The sequence below is a fragment of the Limosilactobacillus sp. DJ3M12 genome, from assembly GCF_947381695.1.
In the GTDB taxonomy this organism is placed as follows: domain Bacteria; phylum Bacillota; class Bacilli; order Lactobacillales; family Lactobacillaceae; genus Limosilactobacillus; species Limosilactobacillus kinnaridis.
Genome location: NZ_CANCWY010000003.1, coordinates 18,011 through 40,832 on the forward strand (window position 1 = coordinate 18,011; position 22,822 = coordinate 40,832).

The 22,822-nt window shown below is 38.8% G+C and carries 22 protein-coding genes and 1 pseudogene; 16 read left to right on the forward strand and 7 right to left on the reverse strand.

The features are described 5' to 3' along the window. Positions 1-253 precede the first annotated feature (253 nt). The 3 genes from QOS06_RS03340 to QOS06_RS03350 all read left to right on the forward strand — a co-directional run bounded on the left by QOS06_RS03340 (position 254) and on the right by QOS06_RS03350 (position 3,415). Positions 254-1,363: a PTS sugar transporter subunit IIC gene (locus tag QOS06_RS03340; RefSeq protein ID WP_085679085.1), complete on the forward strand. Its 1,110-nt coding sequence runs from the start codon at positions 254-256 to the stop codon at positions 1,361-1,363. 259 nt (positions 1,364-1,622) lie between these two features. Further along, complete coding sequence (gene efp, locus QOS06_RS03345; protein ID WP_003664757.1) at positions 1,623-2,180, forward strand: elongation factor P; 558 nt, start codon at positions 1,623-1,625, stop codon at positions 2,178-2,180. Between the two features lie 191 nt (positions 2,181-2,371). Beyond that, complete coding sequence (locus tag QOS06_RS03350) at positions 2,372-3,415, forward strand: hypothetical protein (RefSeq protein WP_085679082.1); 1,044 nt, start codon at positions 2,372-2,374, stop codon at positions 3,413-3,415. A 48-nt stretch (positions 3,416-3,463) separates the two neighbouring features. Here QOS06_RS03350 and QOS06_RS03355 read toward each other — a convergent pair whose 3' ends face one another. The 4 genes and pseudogenes from QOS06_RS03355 to QOS06_RS03370 form a co-directional block, all read right to left on the reverse strand. Then, positions 3,464-3,928, reverse strand: a complete 465-nt coding sequence (locus QOS06_RS03355) for a low molecular weight protein-tyrosine-phosphatase (RefSeq protein ID WP_085679079.1) — start codon at positions 3,926-3,928, stop codon at positions 3,464-3,466. A gap of 17 nt (positions 3,929-3,945) precedes the next feature. Next, positions 3,946-4,383 carry a zinc-binding dehydrogenase gene (locus QOS06_RS03360; protein WP_085679076.1) on the reverse strand — a complete coding sequence of 146 codons (438 nt, stop codon included), beginning with the start codon at positions 4,381-4,383 and terminating at the stop codon, positions 3,946-3,948. Between the two features lie 17 nt (positions 4,384-4,400). Then, positions 4,401-5,183 (reverse strand): annotated as a pseudogene (locus QOS06_RS03365) (type I phosphomannose isomerase catalytic subunit); the annotation flags it as partial. Positions 5,184-5,319: 136 nt separating this feature from the next. Continuing rightward, positions 5,320-5,850, reverse strand: a complete 531-nt coding sequence (locus QOS06_RS03370) for a GNAT family N-acetyltransferase (protein WP_003671533.1) — start codon at positions 5,848-5,850, stop codon at positions 5,320-5,322. A gap of 115 nt (positions 5,851-5,965) precedes the next feature. On the opposite strand from QOS06_RS03370, the gene QOS06_RS03375 reads away from it, so the two are divergent. Both QOS06_RS03375 and QOS06_RS03380 read left to right on the forward strand, forming a co-directional pair. Beyond that, positions 5,966-6,760: a hypothetical protein gene (locus tag QOS06_RS03375; RefSeq protein WP_283595493.1), complete on the forward strand. Its 795-nt coding sequence runs from the start codon at positions 5,966-5,968 to the stop codon at positions 6,758-6,760. Between the two features lie 382 nt (positions 6,761-7,142). Then, positions 7,143-7,538: a hypothetical protein gene (locus tag QOS06_RS03380; protein WP_143449318.1), complete on the forward strand. Its 396-nt coding sequence runs from the start codon at positions 7,143-7,145 to the stop codon at positions 7,536-7,538. 86 nt (positions 7,539-7,624) lie between these two features. On the opposite strand, the gene QOS06_RS03385 is transcribed toward QOS06_RS03380, so the two are convergent. Further along, the gene (locus tag QOS06_RS03385) at positions 7,625-8,335 is read right to left on the reverse strand and encodes a winged helix-turn-helix transcriptional regulator (protein ID WP_085679065.1); all 711 of its coding nucleotides are present in this window, start codon (positions 8,333-8,335) and stop codon (positions 7,625-7,627) included. 125 nt (positions 8,336-8,460) lie between these two features. Between QOS06_RS03385 and QOS06_RS03390 the strand changes: the two genes are divergently transcribed. The 8 genes from QOS06_RS03390 to QOS06_RS03425 all read left to right on the forward strand — a co-directional run bounded on the left by QOS06_RS03390 (position 8,461) and on the right by QOS06_RS03425 (position 17,242). Next, on the forward strand, positions 8,461-9,333 hold the full coding sequence (locus QOS06_RS03390) for a phosphate ABC transporter substrate-binding protein (RefSeq protein ID WP_165929373.1): 873 nt from the start codon (positions 8,461-8,463) through the stop codon (positions 9,331-9,333). 4 nt (positions 9,334-9,337) lie between these two features. Then, positions 9,338-10,237, forward strand: a complete 900-nt coding sequence (gene pstC, locus QOS06_RS03395; protein ID WP_085679059.1) for a phosphate ABC transporter permease subunit PstC — start codon at positions 9,338-9,340, stop codon at positions 10,235-10,237. Next, positions 10,237-11,118 (forward strand): phosphate ABC transporter permease PstA, encoded by an 882-nt coding sequence (gene pstA / locus QOS06_RS03400; RefSeq protein WP_085679056.1) that lies wholly within the window; start codon positions 10,237-10,239, stop codon positions 11,116-11,118. The genes pstC and pstA overlap by 1 nt, the downstream gene beginning before the upstream one ends. A 10-nt stretch (positions 11,119-11,128) precedes the next feature. Continuing rightward, positions 11,129-11,884: a phosphate ABC transporter ATP-binding protein PstB gene (pstB, locus tag QOS06_RS03405; RefSeq protein ID WP_085679053.1), complete on the forward strand. Its 756-nt coding sequence runs from the start codon at positions 11,129-11,131 to the stop codon at positions 11,882-11,884. A gap of 10 nt (positions 11,885-11,894) precedes the next feature. Then, entirely contained in the window at positions 11,895-12,599 is a 705-nt protein-coding gene (gene phoU / locus QOS06_RS03410) for a phosphate signaling complex protein PhoU (protein WP_029507504.1), read from the forward strand. Between the two features lie 1,169 nt (positions 12,600-13,768). Beyond that, a complete protein-coding gene (locus QOS06_RS03415) occupies positions 13,769-14,632 on the forward strand; it encodes an efflux RND transporter permease subunit (RefSeq protein ID WP_085679050.1) in 864 nt (287 codons plus the stop codon). Between the two features lie 142 nt (positions 14,633-14,774). After that, positions 14,775-16,088, forward strand: coding sequence for a glycosyltransferase family 2 protein (locus tag QOS06_RS03420; protein ID WP_085679047.1), 1,314 nt, complete (start codon positions 14,775-14,777; stop codon positions 16,086-16,088). Positions 16,089-16,102: 14 nt separating this feature from the next. Next, positions 16,103-17,242 carry a glycosyl hydrolase family 8 gene (locus QOS06_RS03425; RefSeq protein ID WP_085679044.1) on the forward strand — a complete coding sequence of 380 codons (1,140 nt, stop codon included), beginning with the start codon at positions 16,103-16,105 and terminating at the stop codon, positions 17,240-17,242. Here the strand turns inward: QOS06_RS03425 and QOS06_RS03430 are convergent. Next, positions 17,239-18,000, reverse strand: coding sequence for an NADPH-dependent oxidoreductase (locus tag QOS06_RS03430; protein WP_283595497.1), 762 nt, complete (start codon positions 17,998-18,000; stop codon positions 17,239-17,241). The genes QOS06_RS03425 and QOS06_RS03430 overlap by 4 nt on opposite strands. 77 nt (positions 18,001-18,077) lie before the next feature. Then, positions 18,078-19,850 carry an oleate hydratase gene (locus QOS06_RS03435; protein WP_085679041.1) on the reverse strand — a complete coding sequence of 591 codons (1,773 nt, stop codon included), beginning with the start codon at positions 19,848-19,850 and terminating at the stop codon, positions 18,078-18,080. A 154-nt stretch (positions 19,851-20,004) separates the two neighbouring features. On the opposite strand from QOS06_RS03435, the gene QOS06_RS03440 reads away from it, so the two are divergent. Genes QOS06_RS03440 through QOS06_RS03450 form a run of 3 tightly spaced genes read left to right on the forward strand, consistent with a single transcriptional unit; the run spans position 20,005 to position 22,573 of the window. After that, positions 20,005-21,348 (forward strand): TrkH family potassium uptake protein, encoded by a 1,344-nt coding sequence (locus tag QOS06_RS03440; RefSeq protein WP_085679038.1) that lies wholly within the window; start codon positions 20,005-20,007, stop codon positions 21,346-21,348. Next, positions 21,341-22,009, forward strand: a complete 669-nt coding sequence (locus tag QOS06_RS03445) for a potassium channel family protein (protein WP_085679035.1) — start codon at positions 21,341-21,343, stop codon at positions 22,007-22,009. The genes QOS06_RS03440 and QOS06_RS03445 overlap by 8 nt, the downstream gene beginning before the upstream one ends. A gap of 18 nt (positions 22,010-22,027) precedes the next feature. After that, entirely contained in the window at positions 22,028-22,573 is a 546-nt protein-coding gene (locus QOS06_RS03450) for a class I SAM-dependent methyltransferase (RefSeq protein ID WP_085679030.1), read from the forward strand. The last annotated feature ends 249 nt before the right edge of the window (positions 22,574-22,822 follow it).

The following is a 22,822-nucleotide window of genomic DNA, read 5'->3' on the forward strand; positions in this document are numbered from 1 at the left end:
ATTTCTTTACCTAGTGATATATTAAGAACGAAATACTTAACAATTAACAAATGATAAAATTATCATTTTTTAATGAAACTTTAATATATTTTTATGAAAAGGTTTCCTTTTAATGTGATTGAGAATGAAATGTTTATTAAATAAGAGATTTTATTAACATTAGAATATAATTAGAAATATAATTGACTTTTAATTCTGAGTCGATTAAACTAACAACAATCATTAAACAAAAATAAATTATAAGGAGGCGTTAATGATGGAAAATCGAGTTAGCAATTCTAAAGCTAATGCAACTTATCAAAATTCATCAAAGGTCAAGGAAGTGGCCTATCGAATTTTTGCGGCGGTGGCTAATGCTATTTTGGTCGTTCTAGGAGGAGGATTATTAACTCAAACAATTGGTAACTTGACAGGTATCCATGTCCTTACCCTAATTGGTGGTGAGGCTCAAGCATTATTAGCGCCTGCTATTGGGGTTGCGGTTGCTTCACAGATGAACACAAATACATTAGTTACATTTGCATCAATGGTAGCGGCTACCGTTGGATCAAATGGTGTTCATTTTACTGATACGGCGGTTAAAGGAATGACTGCAACAGGGCAAGTAACTGCGGCGGCAGCGGGAGCACCGGTTCTTACTACTGGCCAACCTGTTTCTGCTGTTTTAGCGGCGCTTGTTGCTGTTCTTGTCGGTAAGTATTTAACCGGAAAGACGCCACTTGATATGGTTCTTGTTCCATTTGGTGCGTTAGCCGTGGGGATCAGTTTTGGTCTAGTCGTTGCGGCAGTTGTTACGCCGGCGCTTCTTGCTGTGTCCGCCTACATTGCGCATTCGATGCAAGTTTCACCAGTTTTAGGATCAATGGTAATTTCCGTTGTGTGGGCCCTATTTCTGATGACGCCTGCCTCTTCTGCAGCCTTGGCCGTTGCGTTGATGCTTGATCCGATCTCTTCGGCGGCTGCCTTGATCGGTACTACTGCTCAATTTGTTGGTTTTACTGCGATGTCATTTCGGCAAAATAACCTTGGCGCAAATATCGCCCAAGGACTTGTTACCCCTAAAGTTCAATTTCCCAATCTCCTCATCAATCCTTATCTTTTAGTTCCAACGGTTGTTTCGGCAGCTGTTTGTGCACCAATTGCAACAGTTCTGTTTGATTTCCGTTCAACATCGACCTTAGGAGGATTGGGACTAAACTCCTTGATTGCACCAATTGCTTACTTATCACGCGGCTGGGCTCAGTTCAGCACATACATGGTTTTCGGCGTGGTAGTACCCGCTGTTCTTTCAATTGCTCTTTACCTTGTTCTTAAGCGCGCTGGATTCATCGGTGAAAAGCAATTACATCTTGAGCTAGTTTAGAAGTATCGATCAAAGAAAAAAGCTGTTTGTCTATTGAAAACTATGAAATAGGCAGACAGTTTTTTATTGATAAAACATCCTAACAACTGCTATTGTTGTGATTAGGGAATGTGATACAATAGACAGTGAATGTAAATTATAGATGGTAACTATCTATGATTAACGGCACGGAACGAAGCCGAAGATTAAGGCTTGCTTTAAAGCAAAGTCCCATTAATCGGTAAAAGAGTTCAGTTTTATATGAAGGAGTTTTTATACTATGATTCAAACAATTGATTTGAAAAAAGGTATGGTTTTTGAACGTGACGGTAAGTTATTAAAGGTTCTTCAAATCAACCACCACAAGCCTGGTAAGGGTAACACTTTAATGCAAATGGACATCCAAGATCTCCGTTCAGGTTCAATTGTCCACACTACTATGCGTCCATCTGAAAAGGTTGAACAAGTTAACGTTGACAAGCGTTCTGCTCAATACCTTTATGATGAAGGTGACTCAGCCGTATTTATGGACCTTGAAAGCTACGAACAATACAGTTTAAACCATGACTTGCTTGGTGACGACAAGAACTACCTTGTTGAAAACATGAAGGTTATCTTAAACTTTGTTAACGGCGACATCATTGGTGTTGAATTACCAACTACTGTTGAATTAACTGTTGCTGAAACTGAACCAATGATTAAGGGTGCTACTATCGATGGTGGTGGTAAGCCTGCTACGATGGAAACTGGTTTAGTTGTTAACGTTCCTGCATTTATCAAGAACGGTGACAAGTTAATCATCAACACTACTGATGGTAGCTACAAGTCACGGGCTTAGTTAAATATGGAAGTGGGAAATAACCCCCTCGACAAGGCGGTGGACTAAGCTAGGACGGCGATTATCGTCCGTACTTAGACTTGAGCCTTGTGGTTATTTTCCATGTTATCTTACTATTGTTCATAAAAACAGTTGAGGCTGGAGAAAACAAAAATTTTCTCCAGCCTCATTTTTTTAAGGAGTATATTAATATGAATAAGAAAATAGGATTTTTAATGGTTACGGGGATGGGCCTATTATTAGCTGGTTGTGGAAATCAGGCTAACAATAAAGCGGCTAATTCTTCATCTGCCTCAAGCAGTAGTTTATTAGTGGCTAAAAGTAATGTGAAAGTTAATAGTGATAACATGAGCCCCCAAGAAGCTGTTAGTTTGATTAGTACGTATTGTGGCCTTCGTTATGGTGGGAATTGGGCTGCCATGGCTAAAGAAGCGCAAAAAGAGGGATTGCAGGTAAATCTTTACCCAAGTTCTAAATACCAATTGAGTGATGGAGGACAAGGAGTAGCTTATGATGTGACTGCTGGTGGAAAGTCGCAGGGCTTGGTTTACACTGTTAATAACGATGATGTAAACATCTACCAAAATGTCAAGGAAAATCAAAAGAGTACTAAACTCGCCACAATCTCAAAGTCAGAAATGGCCAATTATGTTAATCAAGAAGGTCAGGGAAAGCTCGTTAATGACTTAGCTGCTAAGGCACAGGTAGTCGATAAGCGCAGTGGGGATAGCAATTCCTCAGCAAGCACCAGTAATTCTGGCAATGATCATAAGTATGGCCGCAGTGGTACTATTGATGTTCCAAGTGAAATGCAGGGAACATGGTATTCAGCAGATAATGATGCTGATTCAACAATAACATTTGGTCCTCATACCTTTACCTACAGTGGCGAGAATAGCAGTACAACAACTCAACTCTTTAAACAGGATTCTGAGTGGGGTGAAGACGAGGATAACTATACTAACGAAGAAATCCAAAACGCTACTAAGAACTGGGGGAAAGCCAGCTTCTTTAACATGGATGGATCACGATGGTTAAATATCCGTGGTTGGGTTCAAAATGCCGGTGACGGTTCATCATATACTGTTAAGACCGAAACAATCGATGGAAAGCAGGTTAAAGTTCTTGTATCAGCCGGGGGTGCCGGAAATTGGGTAGATGCTGTTTACTACCAATCAAAGGATATGGCGCAACAAAACGCTGATAAGAAGTTTGACGATCTTAATTACCAATAAAAAGAAAAAACACGGCTGAAATTTTCAGGCGTGTTTTTTGATAACCAGTTATTTAATTTCCTTCTTTAGCTTAGCAAGCCAATTGGGGAGGGCTTCACTTAAGCTATCATAGGTATCTTGGAATCGATGAGTAATCCAGGGGTCAACGATATAGCAATTTTCTTTTTCTGGGGTAGCTTCAAAGATTCCATGAACCTTATTTTCTAACCCAGCTGGTGCCGTATCTTTTGCGTCCCGGACATTCATCTGATCCATTGCGATAATATAATCGGCATCATAATAATCCCTGTCCTGCAATTGACGGGCAATCATTCCGTCGTCTTTAATGTGATATTTATTGAGAATGGCTTTTGTTCGACTATCAGCAGGTGAACCTTCTGCAATGTTACTTGTTCCGGCTGAATCAATAGTAATTTGATCAGCAAGACCAGCTTCTGCAACCATTTTTTTGAACATTGCTTCCGTCATTGGTGAGCGGCAAATATTACCAAGGCAAACAAAAATTACTTTCATAAAAACACTCCACCTAATTATTTAGCTAATTCAGGATCAATTTTGATGATTGGCTTAATAACCTTTCCGTTGGTTGAGTCAGCGATAACTTGGTTGATATCAGCGAAATCGTAATACTTAACAAGCTTATCAAGGGGGAACTTGCCTTGCTTGTAGTACTTAACTAGTTGAGGAATAAACTCTTGGGGATTGCTATCTCCTTCGACAACCCCAGAGATTTTCTTAGATTCTGATAAGATATCATTCATTAAGTTTAAGGTAATATCGCCGCCAACTCCTAAGAGGACACATTCTCCAGCGGTGGCAAGACTATCAATTGCTGACTTAATTACACCGGTGTTTCCGGTAGTATCGATTGCATAAGTTACACCACGCGGAACGATTTCCTTAATTGCTTTGACGGGATCTTCAGCCGTGTTATTAATTGTTTCAGTAGCGCCCAATTCCTTTACCAGGTCAAGCTGGTTTAATCATTGATCTCCCACTTGTAGACGGTAAAGAATGGTGAGTCAGGTTGAGAAATTAAAGTAGTAATTATTGAACTATCATCATGGACGATGCGGGGGTTAATTTGTGGCTCAGTAAATGGCACTGTTGTCACGTCTTTTGCTTGTTTTAAATGAAGCTGGCGTAGCTGACCTGTTTTTTATCTCGACGGTCATAGTCGTAGATCCGATAAGTGGTATCAGAACTTTGCTGGGTTTCTAAGACGATAATTCCCTTATTTAAGGCATGGATAGTTCCGCTTGGCACATAGACAAAGTCCCCCGTTTTTACTGGCCTTTTACTAAAGAGTTTTGCCCATTGGTGATTATCGATCATCTTAATAAGTTCATCGCGTGTTTTTGTGGTATGGCCGTATGTTAAATAAGCCCCTGGTTCTGCATGAATGACATACCAACACTCTGTTTTGCCTAGCTCGTGCTCATGTTCATGTTCTTCGGCGTAAGCATCATCAGGGTGAACTTGAATTGATAAACTAGCATTAGCATCAAGAATCTTTGTTAATAATGGAAAAACAGAAGAGCGGGGATTGCCAAATAGCTCGGGATGTTGCTGATAAACTTTTGGCAATAGTTGGCCTTCGTATTGACCATTTATGATGATATTCGGACCATGAGGATGTCCAGAAATTGCCCAGCACTCCCCAATTGTCCCTTCTGGAATTTGGTAACTGAAATCAGTTGCAAGGTGTCGCCCCTCCAAAAAAAATTTTCTCATGAAAGACTGGATTTAAAAATAATGGTTCTACCAATGTTATCACTCCTTTATGTATTCGCTTATATAAATTGTAACACTTTTGTAAACCTTATTTTCTTGACAGTAAAAAAGGCTGTTGAAAAAGCAAAAAAGCTTTTTTCAACAGCCTCAAACTAGTAAAATTGAAACATTTATTGAATCAACCAACCAAGCGGCCATGAGAACCACTCGAAGGCCTTATCAATCTTTCGTTGGTTGATTTTTTTATTGGTTGCTAAAACTTGGAATGTGACTTTTTCCTCTTTGAAAAGTTTTGGAGTTGGGAAAAAGCCATTGCGCCGATAAAATTTAAGTCGTCGTAACCGCTGCTGATTATTTGCCGCTTGGGGATTAGGCTGCTCAACGTCCAAGGCTAGCGAATCCTCAGGGTAAAGGCGACGAAGTTCATTAATAATCCGTGTCCCGTATCCTTGAGAACGGATTTGATCATTAACTGCGAGGTACAAAATATAATGCATACCGTGACTGTGAATAACGTAAGCAAATCCAACAAACTGTTCCTGGTCATAGAAGGCCATGAAGTCAGCGCGTTGATACTTACTCTTGATGAGCAACCACGTCCACGGTTCTCGCTCGTATTTCGGGAATGCGCGCATATATAATTGTTTAACTTGTTTGTATTCTTTTAAACTCAACCTCACGGGCTGTATGTCTAAATCCAAATAATATCACTCCTTGTAATTAAATATTTTACCAGAAAAGGATTAAATAGACAATTTGAAATCGAACATTTGTTTTGATATAGTAATACAGTATTTTAAGAAAAGGGATGAGAGGATGGATAAAATTATTGCGTTGACTCGTCAACAGCGAGAAGCTATTTTACAACATTTAACGGCCAATCAGGTGCAGGCGTTGAGTGAGTTTACACGTTATGCGATGCTATCGCGTTTTCATACTCATCACTATCTTAAACAGACTGATTGGGAGTTTCAGGGAATGGTAATTGATCCTTGGTATCAGCGACAACATGATCATCCTGGCGACAACCTCTATTGTGATTGTGGTCGGCGTTTAAAGAATCAATTTATCTTACGTTCACGGACAACTGGTCGGCAACTATTTTTGGGCATCTCTCACTTCCAGCAGCATGCAAGCATTCCCCACAAAGTCGCGAGGGAGATCCAGGCAGGCATTAATGAAATTAACCTGTATATGGATAGTATTCTTTTGGCTTATCAAGCTGGTCGGCGTTTTCCAAAAAAGATATTCCAGTTTGTTGTTGCCCAGCAGGGATTTAAGAACCACGAAGGGACGATCCTTTACCAGCGATGCAACTTATTTAGTCAGGTTGACCTTCCACTCCACCAACGCGATTATCAAGATCTGCAAACCTTATATCACCAATTAAAACAAGGAGTTACCCACCGTCTTACCAAAGAAGAGATTACACAATTACGAGATGATATTGCAACGGATTGGCGACAGGTCGACCAGCAGATTACGATGTTTAATTATCTTCTTCGTCAACACGGCCTCACAGTTCAAGATCTTCACCGGATTAAGAGCAATTCAATTAACTATGCTTTACAGCGCCGGAAAACTCGTTTCATGATTCATGATTATAAGTAGTTTAAGGATGTGACTTTGACGAAGGCGCGGAGCCAGTTAGCGATTAAATTACGGCAATTATCATTCTATCTGCAAATATTCCAGCCAAATGAGTTAGCAAAAGTACAGTGTGAACAAGCGCAACAAATATTGATCGCTCATAAGATGAGTAGTCCTAAATCACATTTTTTTGGAATAAAAGAGGCACAAATTTTACTAAAAAGTAAATATACAATATAATGTTATTGATAGCGATTTCATTGTATAAATTGACTTTATTTATAAAAGTGTCTTTAAGATTAATAATCTGATAAATAAATAGGGGGGTTCTTTTGAGATTGCTTTTTCCTCATGTTATAATTTGTGATGAATATTACAATATTTTGTACGCGAGAGTGGGTTAATGATGAATCAAGAAACTAATCATGGCATTACTTATTCTTTAAGCCTTTTGCACAATAGTGATTACTCTAAAGCTATTTTCTGGCTAGGAATAAAACCGTTAGACTTTGATGAATTACATGAATTGTTGACTAATATTTATGATAATCAATTGATAACCATAATTGAGGAACTGCAAACCAAATATTTGATCAGTCCGATTAAAGAAGCTGGTTGCTTTGTTCTCACGGAAGGTGGTCAAGAATTTGCCCGTCTCGTTATGTCTTTGGGAGTATGGGGACGTCAACAAATGGATGAAAACGGTGGCAATGATAGCGCTCAAGTTGTTCTCCCTGATTCTTCCATGGATCAAACAGAACTATTAAAGTATCGAAATACGGTTGAACAGTATATTTAGTTTTACTAAACTCTACACGTATAAAAAATAAATCAAATTAATTACACTAATCATAACCACCCGTTTGACGGGTGGTTATGATTATTTTAAACAAATTTATAGCCAAATCCCCGTACTGTGAGAAGATGAGTAGGGTGTTGAGAGTCATCTTCAAGTTTATCTCGGAGGTGACTGATGTGAATGTCAACGATCCGTGAAGTATCAAGAATATCATACCCCCAGACCCCATTAACGAGTTGATCCCGATTTAATACCTGTCCTTTATGATCAACTAAGTAAGAAAGTAATTGAAATTCCTTGGGTGTTAAAGCAATTGTTTTATCATTTTTAGTAACAGTATAGGTTTCTTGATTAATTTCCCATGATCCAGTAGTTATTACTGGGTCATTTTTGGTTGTATTATCATCAGCTAATGAATGCATCTGTGGATAGTGGTAAGTCCACAAGCGTTGCTGAATTAAGGGGCGAAAAACACTGGGAAGGAGAGGAAATGCAATCACATCATCAACATGTGCCCGGTATAATTTCCGTTGAATGCGTTCCGTAAGGCGAGAAACAAAAACGGTAATTGGTCCTTGAACTTGCGACCGAATGAGGGTCATGGTAGCAATCGTGGTGTCTAAGCTTACTTCCGTCATATCCCACCAAATTCCGCTAATTTGATTTTTTTCTAAGGCTACTACTAAGCCAGTCGGAGTAGTCACGAGCTCATAGGTCCAGTGTTCTTTTTTACAAATAGCTTGTAACTGTTGGACGAGATCGTCTTGCTGGCTCATTAGCAAAAATTTATTGGTCATAATACTTTCTCCAAAATTTACATAACCTTTACGTTACAAAGATTAAAAATTTACATCGACTTGCTATTCTCTATTTGTACCATACGAAATATATGAAAACAACTAATAAACAGGTAGGAATAGTAATGAAAAAAACGATTATCGGGGTTGTCATCGTCGCAATAGTTTGTTGGTTAGGTGGGTCATGGGTACTCGCTAAGCAACAACCATCACAAGAAAAAATTACCATTGTCGGCTCAACAGCTCTTCAACCATTAGCTGAAGCAGTTGCAAATGATTACCGGACTAAGCATCCCCAAACCAGCATTATTGTGCAGGGTGGGGGTTCAGGAACCGGCCTTAGTCAGGTACAAGCAGGAGCAGTAAATATCGGATCTGCTGATATCTTTGCTGACCAGCAAGATGGAATTAATGCCAATAAATTAGATGATAATATTGTTGCTGTTTCGGGAATAGTACCAATTGTTAATGAAGAACTTGGCATTAAGAATTTAACAATGAAACAGCTTCAACAAATTTTTACTGGTCAAATTACGAATTGGCAAGAAGTTGGCGGACCTGATTTGCCAATTACAGTTATTAATCGTGCTCATGGGAGTGGAACACGGGTTGCGTTTGAACAGACGGTATTGAAACCGGGGATGCAGGCAGTAAATGCTCAAGAACAAGATTCAAACGGGACAGTCAAAGAAATTATTAGAAATACACCAGGGGCAATTAGCTATATTGCATTTGCTTATCTTAATGACCAAGTTCAGTCAGTTAGCCTTGATGGAGTAGCGCCAACTGCTGATAACATTACGACTAATAAGTGGCCATTATGGTCATATGAGCACATGTATACGCAAAAACAGCCATCCCAATCAACTGCAAATTTCATTAAGTATATGCAAAGCGAGAAAGTTCAAAAGACGCTTGTAACAGAAGCTCACTATATTAGCATTCATGATATGAAAGTTGAAAAAACACCAACTGGGAAAGTAACTGAAAGGAAATAGTACGATGGAAGACTTACGACAACGTTTGACACAGCCCTCGGTTGAAAGTAAGCAGGAAGCCTCAGGGAAAGTAATTAGTTATCTTGCAATTACTTTAATTGGGGGACTAGTGGCAACGATCTTAATCTTTTTAACTTGGAAAGGAATTGCCCTCTTTACTGGCAATCACTATTCATTGTGGGATTTTCTAAGTGGGATTAAATGGCGGCCAAGTGATCATGTATTCGGGGCCTTACCGATGATCGCTACTTCTTTTAGCGTTACTCTTTTGTCAGGAGTAATTGCTTTGCCGCTTGCCTTAGTAGTAGCTATTGCAATCACAGAGATTTTGCCATCAACCGCATATAAGCTTCTTCAACCGACCATTGAATTATTAGTCGGAATTCCATCCGTCGTATATGGCTATGTCGGTTTAACAGTAATCGTTCCCTTCTTACGTCGCTTTTTCGGCGGCACTGGCTTTGGAATTCTCGCTGCTACTTGTGTATTGTTTTTGATGATTTTACCAACAATGACCTCGATGACAATTGATAGTTTTAGGGCGGTTCCTAAACAATATCGCAATGCGTCTGCAGGGCTGGGGGCAACTCGCTGGCAGACGATTTCGCGGGTGATTATTCCGAGTGCTAAAAGCGGGATTTTAACTGCAATGGTATTCGGGATGGCTCGGGCATTTGGTGAGGCCTTAGCAGTCCAAATGGTAATTGGAAACACGACGGTAATGCCAACGGGATTGATGCATTCAGCGGCAACCTTGACTAGTGTTTTGACTACCGGAATTGGAAACACAGTCATGGGGACGATCTCAAACAATGCACTCTGGTCCTTAGCTTTAATTCTATTAGTAATGTCCTTGGCCTTCAATCTTTTAATGCGGCTCGTTAGCCGGAAAGGGGTAAAATAATGCGTCCAGAAAAAGTAGATCGGTTGGCAACCGTGATTATTTTAACTTTAACCGGTTTAGTGGGGTTAGTTTTATTTGCCTTGTTAGCGTACCTATTACTATCAGGAATTCCCCATATTTCTTGGCATTTCTTAACGTCAAGCGCTGAATCATTTAGAAGTGGTGGGGGGATTCGTGATCAATTATTTAATTCTCTTTACCTGGTTGTTTTAACATTAATCGTTTCGATTCCTTTAGCATTGTGTGCTGCCATTTACTTAAGTGAGTATGCACCAGATAATCGGTGGACAAACTTATTACGCTTGGCGATTGAAGTTTTAAGTTCATTGCCATCAGTAGTAGTGGGATTATTTGGTTACTTAGTCTTTGTTTTGCAATGGGGGTTAGACTTCTCCTTACTTGCGGGGGCACTAGCATTAACAATTTTGAACTTGCCGATTTTAACGCGGGCATGTGAAGACGCCCTTTGCCAAGTTCCTTATCTTCAACGCCAGGCCGGATTGGGATTAGGAATGTCAAAGTGGCGCGTAACAACTAAAATTGTTTTACCGGCTGCTTTACCGGGAATTATTACTGGAACGATCCTAAGTGCTGGCCGTATCTTTGGGGAAGCTGCTGCCTTAATCTACACGGCCGGGCAGAGTTCACCGGCAATTAGCTATACCGATTGGAACCCATTTAGTCCTACCAGTTTCTTAAATCCATTACGACCAGCCGAAACTTTAGCTGTCCATATCTGGAAAGTTAACAGTGAGGGATTGGTTCCAGATGCCCGTGCTGTTTCAAATGGTTCAGCAGCGGTTTTGATTCTAACAATTTTAATCTTTAACCTATTAGCTAGATATATTGGTTATTTAATTAAGCGACGACTTGCAAAGTGAGGATAAAAGAATGGAAAATTCAGTTGCTCTTGAAGTGAAAAATTTACAAGTATTATATGGTGACAAACACGTTGTTCATGATGTTTCAATGAAATTTCCGGCCAATAAGATTACGGCAATGATTGGGGCTTCTGGTTCAGGAAAGTCAACATTGTTACGAAGTCTTAACCGGATGAACGATGACTTAGCAACGGTCAAAGGTGAAATTAATTTTCATGACTTGAATATTAACCAGCCTAAAGTTAATGTTTACCGGATTCGTCAACAAATTGGCATGGTCTTTCAACAACCGACACCGTTCCCCTTATCAATCTATGAGAATGTTATTTATGGATTACGGCTTGCCGGAGTAAAGGATCGGCAAATCCTTGATCAACGAGTAGAGGAGAGTTTGCGTCAGGCTGCTTTGTGGGAAGAAGTCAAAGATCACTTAAAAGAAAGTGCGCTCGCCTTATCAGGAGGCCAGCAACAACGGCTTTGTATCGCGCGGACGCTGGCAGTTCAACCAGAAATTATCTTGATGGATGAACCAACAAGTGCTCTTGACCCAGTTTCGACTTCGCAAATTGAAGATACTTTAGTACAATTAAAAGAGAAATTTACGATTATTATGGTTACCCATAATATGCAGCAAGCATCACGTTCAGCAGACTGGACAGCTTTTATGCACCAAGGAAAATTAATTGAATTTAACCAGACGACAGATATCTTTATGAATCCTCAACAACAACAAACGGCGGATTACCTTAGCGGAAAATTTGGTTAGGAGTGAAAACATGGGAGCAATTTTTGACGATGAATTAAAACGGCTGCGGAGCCACTTCATGGAAATGGGAATTGACGCTAGTGAGCAGATCTATCAAGCAACAAAGGCATTTACGGATCATGATGCGGACTTAGCAGATAAGGTTTTAACAACTGATACAAAGATTAACGATGAAGAAATTCATTTGGAAAAACAGGCGTTGAAGCTAATGGCATTGCAAAACCCGGTTGCAACCGACTTTCGGAAAATTATCAGTATCTTAAAAGCTAGTACTGATATCGAAAGATTAGGAGACTATTCCACCCATATTGCCCGCGCTGCGATTACCTTAAGTAAATTTGAACATCATGAAGACATCGAACAGCCAATTGAACAGATGATGATGATTGTTCGCAAAATGCTTGAACGAATCCTTGATGCTTATGTCTATACTGATGAGCAGGTTGCCTATGAGGTTGCTAACGAGGACTTGAAAGTTGATTTACTTTATGTGAAATTACAAAAAGAAATCATGAAAGCACTGGTTAAAGGTGGCGAAGATGTAAAAGCCTATGAAAGCTATTTGGCCGTTATCCGGAATTTAGAACGCGCTGGAGACCATATTGTTAACTTAGCAGAATGGATTATTTACAGTGGATCGGGGAAACTGGTCGAATTGAATCCAGGAAAGGCTGACCCAACGTTAGTCCGTCGGAAATTAACTGGAAATCAGTAATCAAATAAAAAGCAATCTCGAGGTCAAAGGATGACGCTGAGGTTGCTTTTTGATTAGAAAGCTTAAATATAGAGATTGCTTTGTAATTGCGTATTAATGAATATTCTATTTTTGGATCAAACAACAGCGCTTCTAAGAATAATGAGAAACGCTAAAAGAGAATTACTAGGTTAAAAGTATTAGTGATATGAATCCAAGCAATTTAATCAATTTGATAAAGGAAGAAAAGTAGCTATAAAGTAAATTAAATAATTCAAATGATACCCCTAAACTTAGCTAACAAAGTAAAAAAACTCTGCTCCTTTCTATAAAAATTGATAAATAAAATCCAATGAAATAGTAGTTTATAAATGGCTATAAAATCATCGCTGCTGACCGTATGGGGTGTGATCAGGAATAATAAATTCATTTCTTTTAAACAAATTTATCAAAATTTATTTATCACCCTTATCTTAGCTTTTTTTAACACCAATCACATAAAAATATTTATTTTTATAAATTATAATATAACGAACTAGATATAATGAAAATTATTAAATAAAAGCAATGATATTATCTATAAAATACCGAGGAGAATTTTAATCAGAGACAGACAAGGTAATTTATTATTTCTAAATTTAATTAGAAATAATGTGATATTGTGATGATAATCACTGCTGGAAAATAAGATAAATAGTAGACAAATAAGAAATTGTTGCGAAAAACATTTAATCATCCTAAATCTTAGTTAACATTTTCACAACAGGTGTGCTATAATACTTATAAACAAGAAATCCACTTGGTTTTTAAGTTAGATAAAAGACTCTTCATTGAAACAATGCATCCCTTTATCCAATTAACATCAGCAACATTATGTTTCATCGATGAGTTTACTAAATTAAAAGCCTGATTTTTCCTGCACAGTTAAATCAGGCTTTTTTGTTTACCTTAATTATTGTGCTTTTGCTTATCAACGTACAAAAATAAAACATATCTAATATGAATGTCTATAAATTTAAATATAGAAAAGAGTAATTTTTTCAAGGGAATTTACTTGTTATAAAATGATAAATTATTTTTACAAACAAAGCATAACTCCTTATTTACCAAGCTTTTAAACTAGTGAAATCTAAAAAAGGTGTGCTAAGATATTAGTTGCTAATTTATAGGAAGAAAGGGAGAACATTCTTATGATTCGGCGACATGTTGTAGAATCGGGGCTTATTGCGCTTTGTGTAATATTGACTGCAATTGTGTTAATGATGTGGTGGGCATCCCAATACGCCCATTTTATTACGACGGCCATGATGATTATGATCATTTTGGGCTTAATGGTAGGGAGCTTAGTACCAAATATTATTTTAACCTGGCTTGCAATCGGCCTAACAACGATTGGTAGTGCCATTTTATTGCTAGGTTATGTGGTAATGGATAATTCGATCAAAATAATGCTACTGTTTGCCTTTCCAATTACCGCAAGTTTAGCTTACTTTAGTCGTTATATTATTGGAGAATGGGGATGGCTTGACCGTAATCGCGCAGAGATAGAAAGCTATGCGACCCACTATAATCAAATAGTAAAACTTCAGACGGCATATAATGCTAATAAGATTTATAAAAAGGAACTTCAATTCATTATTAAAGAACAAATTGCTGATTTGTGGATTGATGTTACAGCGATTCACTGGGTTCATAATCACCAAATACGGCAATTTCATCATAATGATTACAACTATGCTCTTCAGAAAATTGCGAAAGTCTTAAAACGGCGACGATTACCATCTGAAGCCTTGTACTATTTAGAAGATGGTACTTTTTTAATTTTGTCATATCATTTACCAGATATTATATTTGCTTATCAGAACCAAAGCACGCGTGCAGGACTTGATGAATTACAAATTAATAGTTCAAAACCTCAGTTTAAATGGGGACATTTGAAGGTTGATGATATCAATGCGACTTCATTTAAGAATCTGGAAAGTGTAATGCGTCATATTGAAAGAGATATGGAAACAGACCTTGTCGTTGAGTACCTAAGAGGGGTTCAGAGATAATGGTAAGGATTTTCTTTTGGTTAGCGCTCGTGATTACCCTGATCTTTTTTGTTCAGGCATTAATATTTGCGGTTCTTCAGTGGGTGATTTATTTTCGCGTTGAACAGACAACACTAAATGTAAAAAGGGAAAGGAAAAAGCAATGACCGAGTTTGTAATGATTGTGACCCTGATCTCAATTTGGAGTTCGCTATTAATGTCATCTATTACATTAGGTGGGGCAGTTCACTTTTGGCTTGAACATAGTAGAAAAATTGTGGATATTATCCCATTAAAACGATATCCATTAATTACGATTGTTGTTCCCGCTCATAACGAAGCAGTAGTTATTGCGCAGACGACCCAAGCAATCCTTGAATTAAACTATCCAGCAGATAAGGTCGAATTATTAATCTTTGCGGATAATTGCAATGATCAAACTGCTCAACGGGCCCGAACAGTGTTACAGCTTCCAAAATATAAATATGAGAAAAGAAAAGCAAAGGTGATAGAACGTCATGGTAGCGGAGGGAAGGCCGGTGTCTTAAACGATGCCCTTAAAATGGCTCATGGTGAATATATTGGTGTTTACGATGCCGATGCAATGCCGGAAAAAAACGCCCTCTATTTCTTAGTACGAAAAATCCTCGAAAATCCAACACGGTACGTTGCAGCATTTGGCCGGAATAAGACACGCAATGCCGAACAAAACTTTTTAACGAAGTGCATTAATCAAGAAATTGTTGTTACCCAACGGATCCAGCACTGTGCAATTTGGCATTTATTTAAGATTGGCCGGATTCCAGGAACTAACTTTATCATTCAAAGTAAATATGTCCGTTCAATCGGGGGCTGGGCAAATGGAGCCTTAACAGAAGATACTGATATTTCATTTAAGATTATGCAAAGTGGAAAACTAATCGCGTTAGCTTATAATTCGGAAGCTTTTCAACAGGAACCAGAACGTCTGCATGATTATTATTATCAGCGTCTACGGTGGGCAAAGGGAAACTACCAAGTTGTCCTTAAAAATTTTAAGTATCTCTTTAGAAAGAGCAATTGGCGAGTAAAGTTAGAAACATTTTATTATTCCTGTACTTTTTTCTGGTTTAATGCAGCAATCGTCCTTTCTGATGCAATCTTTTTAGCGAACGTAGGTTTTTGGATTGTTCATCTTTTCAATCCACAGGTAATGATTCCCTTTACATTCGGGGAAAGTAACATCCTAATCGCCCAACTTTTGCTTTTTAATTGGTTATTAATGATAATCTTGTATATTTTACAAATTACAACAGCAGCAGCTACGCAATTTGGGCAAGCGACGAATAAGCAAATCTGGTTAGCGCTTGCTTCATACTTTACCTATTCGCAATTATTTATAATTGTTTCGATTCATGCGGTAATCTCAGTTGCACTTGATCGACTATTACGGCGTGACGGGACAAAATGGGTAAAGACTAAGCGGTTTGCTGACTAATAAGGGGATTAGTTATGAAACGTCCAGTATATATTTGGCTTCTTACGCTCGTTGTTGCAGTTATTTATATTGCAACGCTCGCGTTTGTAAGAATAAAGAATCCTGAACATATTCAATACGAAGCTTATCGGCGGTGGCAGGAGACATATTTGGTCCGCAAAAATAATAAGCAAACGTATGTTAATACCAGCAACGACCAAAAACATCCTGTTGCATTATCGGAAGGACAAGGCTACGGGCTGCAAGTAGTATCTCGCGCTGCTGAAAAGGGCTGGGCAAGTGAAAATGACTTTGATAAGTTACTTAACTATTACCTTGCACATCGCGATTATGTTGGAAAACACCATGACCAGCTAACTTACTTAATGTCCTGGCGTCAGTCTTATAATAAAGAAGGTCAATGGGTTGATGATCATAATAGTGCGACTGATGGTGATCTTTACATTGCTGCGGCTCTTCACCGGGCTGCAAAAGTTTGGCCACAAAAAGCACCTTATTATCATAAGCTAGAGCAACAGATTGCCACTGATATTATGAAATATGAATATAACCCAACCACGCACATGTTAACAGTGGGTGATTGGGTTACGAAGGATTCTAAGTTTTATTATTTATTGCGAACTTCAGATGTAATGCCGACAGTTTTTGATCATTTATACGATTGTACTCACGATTCAAGGTGGCAGATGATCAAAAATAATATGCTTGACCGTCTGACTGCATTAAGTAAACAGCACCGAACAGGACTAGTACCTGACTTTGCCTGGGCTCGACCAGGGAGTACCAAGCCAGTGGGGCCGAATACGGTTGCTGGAAAATATGATGGAGACTATAGTGCGAATGCTTGTCGGGTTCCAATGATGTTGGCAAAAAGCAATGATCCACGAGCTCAGAAAGTCTTAAATAAAATGATGAGGTTCTTCAGTGAACAGCATTATATTACGGCTGGCTATTCATTAAACGGTCACCGATTGGTTAAATATCAATCAAATAGTTTCAGTGCGCCGATTTTTTATGCGGTTAGCTGCAATCGTAATGAAGGGTATGATAATCTGTTTGCTAGCCAGAAACATATCTTCAGTAAACCCTTAACAGAGAAAAATTATTATGATGCGACCTTAACGACATTAGCTGCTCTTGAGGGGATGAACTAATCAATTCCTTCATCAGTGCAAAGACCTTGTCGGTGTAACACCTTCATAATTTCATCGCGCTTGGTATAGTGGCGATCGAGTTTAGCCCCCGCAATCTGGTTGGTGAAGGAATCAATTCGTCGGTTGGCATCACGAAGGTCATAGTAGGTAGTAACCTCTTGATCATAATCGCTTAGGTCACTGAGCTTGATCTCTTTTGGATAGTCATTATCAAATGCGATAAATTTTAATGGCAGGCGGGGCTTTAGTTGAGGTTCTTGGTCAGGTATACCGATTTGTAAGCCTAAAACTGGGAAGGTCATTTTAGGGAGATTAAGGACTTCGATGATTTTTTGCGTATCATTTTTGATTGAACCAAGGGGAACGACGCCAAGACCCATACTCTCGGCAGCAGTAATCATGTTTTGGGCAGCCATGATTGCATCATCAAGGCCTTGGAAGAAAATATCAGCGGTATGTAAACGGCCATCATCCTTGCCCTTTTGCTGTCGTATTTGTTGGTTACGATAAAGATCAACTAACAAAATGAACAGGTCACCGTTTGCGCCGACATACGGTTGCTTACTAATTTCTCTGATTGCGGCCCGTTTATCTGGATCAGTAATGTGCATAATTGACATCTGCTGCATAAACATACTGGTTGGCGTATGACTAGCAACAGAGTAAAGAGTATTCAATTGTTCTGCTGAAAGGTTTGTGGGCTTAAAGGCCCGAATTGTACGATGGTTTAATTGGTGCTTAATTGTTTCATTGGTCATAAAAAAGACTCCTTTATATTAAATTGAAGGGAGTGGGACAAAAGTAGAGATACCTAATGCCTCACTCCCCTAGTTTTTTAAAGTAAATGTTGTTCTTCCATTAATTCGCCAATCCAATTCTTCTTGATTTTCTTGAGCAGTGGTTTCTTAACAATCTTTGGAATTGGCAAGTCCATTTCTTCAAGCGGCTTTTTATCGTTCATATAGTACATTGCTCGCATTAATTCGCGAATATCATAGATCGAATTAAAGACTTCTGGTACCCCGCGATCAACGTTGAGGAGGCTATAAACAGCTTCCATTGCCGTCCGGACTGAATATTCAGTTGTAAAGACGGTATCCCGAGTTGGCGATTCGGCAAAGTTACCAATAAAGGCTAAGTTAGCGGACCCCTCAGGAATAACATCAGGACGATCGCCTTTTACCCGTGGCATAAAGTAGCTAGTAACGAATGGCATATAAACAGGGACGGTATTAACCGACTCTTCTTTTGCTAAATCGTCAATTAAAGCTTCTGGAACACCGAGATGGTAGAGCCATTCTTTAGTAATTTCTTCCCCAGTACAATCAACAATTCGTTTCTTGATGTAATTACCTTCTGTATCAGAATAGAGACCATAAATCCACACAATGGTTTCATTTGGCTTTTGACTCTTAAAATGAGGTTGCCGGTGGATGGTCCAACTCATCATCCAATTAGAATCAGTGACGGTGATAATTCCACCAGTGTTTACCTTTCCATCATGAAGGTCACGCTTAGTTAGTCGTTCAATGTATGGTTCAATTTGTGGATTCTTAACGGTCGCAGTTGCAGAAATGAACCAACTGCGGTTAGGAATGTTTTTACAAAAGACATCCGGGTGACCGAATGCTGGCGATTGTTTAGCAAGGTTTTCCCATAATTTCCAGCTGCCGCCAAGGGCTCGGGTTGGTTGTGCTACCTGGTGATGACTCCCATAATTTGAACTTTCCGTGATTGAACCATTAGTAACAAATACCAGATCATCGTCAGTTAAGTTGATGGCTTTATCTTCGCCGCCTTGCTTAAGAATAATCTTTTTAGCGTGCTTTTCACCATTCTTGGTATCAACCAGGACGTTTTGGACTTGGGTATCGTATTCAAACTTAACACCATGATCTTTAAGGTATGCAAGCAATGGTTTAGTCATTGATTCATACTGGTTGTACTTATTGAATTTAAGAGCAGTAAAGTCAGGCAAGCCGTCAATGTGGTGGATAAATCGCATTGCGTATCGCCGCATTTCTGCTAACGAATGCCACTTCTCAAAAGCAAACATGGTTGACCAATAAATCCAGAAGTTACTCTTGAAAAAGTCCTCAGAGAAGTAATCACCGATCGTTAAGTCGCCGAGCTGGTCTTCAGGTGTAAGGATCAGTTTCATCAATTCCTTAGTTGACTTACCGAGAAGGTATTTGCCGTCAGTTGGAACCTCATTGCCCCGTTTATAAGTTAAGCGACAATTTGAACTATTTGGATCATCCTTATCTAGCCAATAATATTCATCAAGATAAGATGCACCAGGGATTTCCAAGGATGGAATTGAACGATACATATCCCACATACATTCAAAGTGGTTTTCCATCTCACGGCCACCACGAGTGACAAAGCCAACATCGGGGCGATCTTGACCATCTAAGGAACCACCAGCGATTGGTAACTCTTCAAAAATATGGATGTTTTCGCCTGGCATTTGGGCGTCACGAATTAGGAAGACAGCCGCAGAAAGACCTGCTAAACCAGCGCCAACAATGTAAGCATGTTTTTTATCCACTCCCGCCGGCTTACGGGGACGAGCAAATGCTTCATAATTTCCGTTTGAATAGTACATAAAAGGATCTCCTTTCAGGAAAAGCAATCAGGTAATCTACAGTTATATTGTAGCGCTTTCTCGAGATGATTTCCCGGGAAATAAAATAATGGTTTAGAATTTAACAAAAACGCTTATAATTAGTTGAGTAATATTGATATGAGGAAGGATAAAAGTGATTGAAATAAATAAACATAAATATACATTTCCCAAAATTCTTACATTTGGGTTCTTAATTGTTATTTTTATGGGAACGATTTTACTCTCCTTGCCGTTTGCAACACGACCAGGAGAAACGACAAATTTTATGACTGCTTTCTTCACTTCAACGAGTGCAACCTGCGTAACTGGATTAACTCTTGTTAGTACAGCTCATCACTGGACATTATTTGGCCAGATTGTGATTGCAATCTTGATGGAAGTGGGAGGCTTAGGTTTTATGACGTTTGCAGTCATGATGTCGTTACTGATCCGGCAACGAATGCGAATGTCAACACGATTATTAACTCAAGAAGCCCTTAATCTTGACCACTTATCCCAATTGAACGTGGTTTACCTTATTATTCGGCTTTCAGTACTTATCCAATTAGCGGGTGGAATATTTTTATTTTTTGACTTTTATCCGCGTTACGGACTCGGTAAGGGAATATGGTTTAGTATTTTTCATTCAATCTCAGCCTTTTGTAATGCCGGCTTTGACTTGTTCGATAATAGTATGGCAAATTATGCTAATGACCCTTATATGCTATGTGTGCTTGCTGTTTTGATTGTTGCCGGATCATTAGGATTTTTAGTATGGAAAGATATCCTCAATTATCCTAAATATCACCGGCTATCCTTGCATACTCAGTTAGCGTTACGTACTGGAGCAGTTTTATTCGTTGTTTCCGCGGTTGTTTACTTTATTACCGAGAAAAACTTAGCACAATTAAGTGATAAATTAAGTTTTCCCAACCGTATTCTCAATACTATTTTTATGGCAATCACGCCACGAACTGCCGGTTTAATTACTTTTCCTTATACTGATTTAAGTGCTGCCGGCCTCGCGTTTACGGTTATTTTGATGTTTATCGGAGGAACGCCGGGGTCAACTGCTGGTGGGGTTAAAACCACAACAATCGGTCTATTAACGATTCAGAGTTTTACAACTTTGCGTGGACAGCGAGACACGACATTTGCTCATCGCCGGTTTACCCAAGAAAATATTTATCGTGCTTTGACATTACTGTTTGTTGCTTTATTTATTTTGCTTGTATCAATTTTGGTGCTTGTTGAAACACAGGATTTGCCAAAACATGATTCGTTGGCGTATGTTACTTTTGAGGCAGTGGCAGCCTTTGGGACAACTGGAATATCGTTGGGAATTACAACCCACCTTAATTTATTAGGTCAATTTATTATGATGTTTTTAATGTTTGTGGGCCGGGTAGGAATTTATACTGTAATGTTCTCAATCCTAAATGCAAGTACAGCAGCGAAGAATTATCGTTATCCAGAGGAGAGTGTGTTAATTGGCTAAAAAAGAAAGTTATGCTGTTATTGGAATTGGACAATTTGGGGCCTCGATATGTGAAGCTTTAGTTCAAGCTGGTCAAGAAGTATTGGCGATTGATTCTAGTGAAGAAGTGGTAAATGAATTTGCGGGGTCAGTTATGCGGGCGGTAATTGCGGATGCGCAAGATGAGGATGCTCTGTGTGACCTTGATATCGGTAGTTTTGATCATGTGTATATTTCAATCGGAAAAAATGTTGAAGCAAGTATCATGGCCACGCTAATTGCTAAAGAACTCGGGGCACCAGATGTAATCTGTCGGGCTGAAAATGTTAATCATGCGCGCGTTTTGGAACGAATTGGCGCTGATATGGTTGTTCGTCCAGAGCATGATTTAGCTAAGCGGCTTATTTTTCAACAACTAAATCCAAGCGTCGTTGATTATGTCACCTTGAGTAAGGAAATAACTTTGGCAGAAGTAAATATTAATAATCCAAAGTTCTTTAATAAGACCTTAGACGAACTGGATTTTCGTAATCGTTATAATGTCAATGTGATTATCATTGTTAGTAAGGATGATGAAGTTAATCAAATGCCGCAAGCTAATGACGTTATTCAACCGCACGATAAAATCACAGTTGTTGGGCAGTTAAAGGATATTCGGAAGCTAAACGATATTGTTAGTTAAAATAATGGGTGAAGAGAATTGATAGTCGTGATTGGGATCGTAATTGTTATAGTTGTTGGAATTATTGGATGGTTGATCTGGCAAAGGCAACAAGTCTGGAAAAAGATAAGTACTGATTTATCGATATGCGGGGATGTTCAAATCCTTGACATGAGCATTGGTAATGGAAAAACGTTTACTAACCTTGCCAAGCAATTGACTGCTCCCGGTAAAATTATGGGAATAGTTAAAAATGAAAAGCAAGCACAGCAAGTGAAAGAACTGATCAAAGAAGAGGCAGTAGCTGATCGCGCGAAAGTAGAATTGACTGATAACACTAATTTGCCTTTCACTGATCATCAGTTTGACTATGTTCTGATTAGTAATTTACAGCAGGTAAAACCGGCAATTACGCAAGGACGTGTTTTGCAAGAGGCGATAAGGGTCCTCGCTTTTAAGGGAACCATCGTGATTACTGCTACTACTGTACAACGCTATCGTCAACTACTGGAATATTATCGGTTTAAAGACATTAAAGTTAAACAAATAGGTGGACAGCGCGTGATGATTGCACGACGAAACTAAAATAAAGAAGCAGGGTTTGAACATAAATATCGTTCAGCCCTGCTTCTTTAATTCAGTTGTAAAATGAGATTGATAAAAGCGTCACACCAAAGATAAAATATTTTTAATATCAAATTACTATCCCAAAAGTAAATAGTGCCCAGTCTTTTATTGCATCAAAAATTACAACAAAATTTATTATTATCTTACAATATTTGATTAGTTTTTTAAACACTGATAATTGAAAATAAGGGTATCTATCTATTGGGT

Excerpts from the sequence above, each read along its gene's own strand:
- QOS06_RS03355 (WP_085679079.1), bottom strand. The coding sequence starts at position 3,928 with ATGAAAGTAATTTTTGTTTGCCTTGGTAATATTTGCCGCTCACCAATG.
- QOS06_RS03350 (WP_085679082.1), top strand. The coding sequence starts at position 2,372 with ATGAATAAGAAAATAGGATTTTTAATGGTTACGGGGATGGGCCTATTA.
- QOS06_RS03430 (WP_283595497.1), bottom strand. The coding sequence starts at position 18,000 with ATGACCAATGAAACAATTAAGCACCAATTAAACCATCGTACAATTCGG.
- QOS06_RS03435 (WP_085679041.1), bottom strand. The coding sequence starts at position 19,850 with ATGTACTATTCAAACGGAAATTATGAAGCATTTGCTCGTCCCCGTAAG.
- pstB (WP_085679053.1), top strand. The coding sequence starts at position 11,129 with ATGGAAAATTCAGTTGCTCTTGAAGTGAAAAATTTACAAGTATTATAT.
- QOS06_RS03425 (WP_085679044.1), top strand. The coding sequence starts at position 16,103 with ATGAAACGTCCAGTATATATTTGGCTTCTTACGCTCGTTGTTGCAGTT.
- QOS06_RS03390 (WP_165929373.1), top strand. The coding sequence starts at position 8,461 with ATGAAAAAAACGATTATCGGGGTTGTCATCGTCGCAATAGTTTGTTGG.
- QOS06_RS03380 (WP_143449318.1), top strand. The coding sequence starts at position 7,143 with ATGATGAATCAAGAAACTAATCATGGCATTACTTATTCTTTAAGCCTT.
- QOS06_RS03415 (WP_085679050.1), top strand. The coding sequence starts at position 13,769 with ATGATTCGGCGACATGTTGTAGAATCGGGGCTTATTGCGCTTTGTGTA.
- QOS06_RS03340 (WP_085679085.1), top strand. The coding sequence starts at position 254 with ATGATGGAAAATCGAGTTAGCAATTCTAAAGCTAATGCAACTTATCAA.
- efp (WP_003664757.1), top strand. The coding sequence starts at position 1,623 with ATGATTCAAACAATTGATTTGAAAAAAGGTATGGTTTTTGAACGTGAC.
- QOS06_RS03375 (WP_283595493.1), top strand. The coding sequence starts at position 5,966 with ATGGATAAAATTATTGCGTTGACTCGTCAACAGCGAGAAGCTATTTTA.
- phoU (WP_029507504.1), top strand. The coding sequence starts at position 11,895 with ATGGGAGCAATTTTTGACGATGAATTAAAACGGCTGCGGAGCCACTTC.
- QOS06_RS03420 (WP_085679047.1), top strand. The coding sequence starts at position 14,775 with ATGACCGAGTTTGTAATGATTGTGACCCTGATCTCAATTTGGAGTTCG.
- QOS06_RS03385 (WP_085679065.1), bottom strand. The coding sequence starts at position 8,335 with ATGACCAATAAATTTTTGCTAATGAGCCAGCAAGACGATCTCGTCCAA.
- pstA (WP_085679056.1), top strand. The coding sequence starts at position 10,237 with ATGCGTCCAGAAAAAGTAGATCGGTTGGCAACCGTGATTATTTTAACT.
- pstC (WP_085679059.1), top strand. The coding sequence starts at position 9,338 with ATGGAAGACTTACGACAACGTTTGACACAGCCCTCGGTTGAAAGTAAG.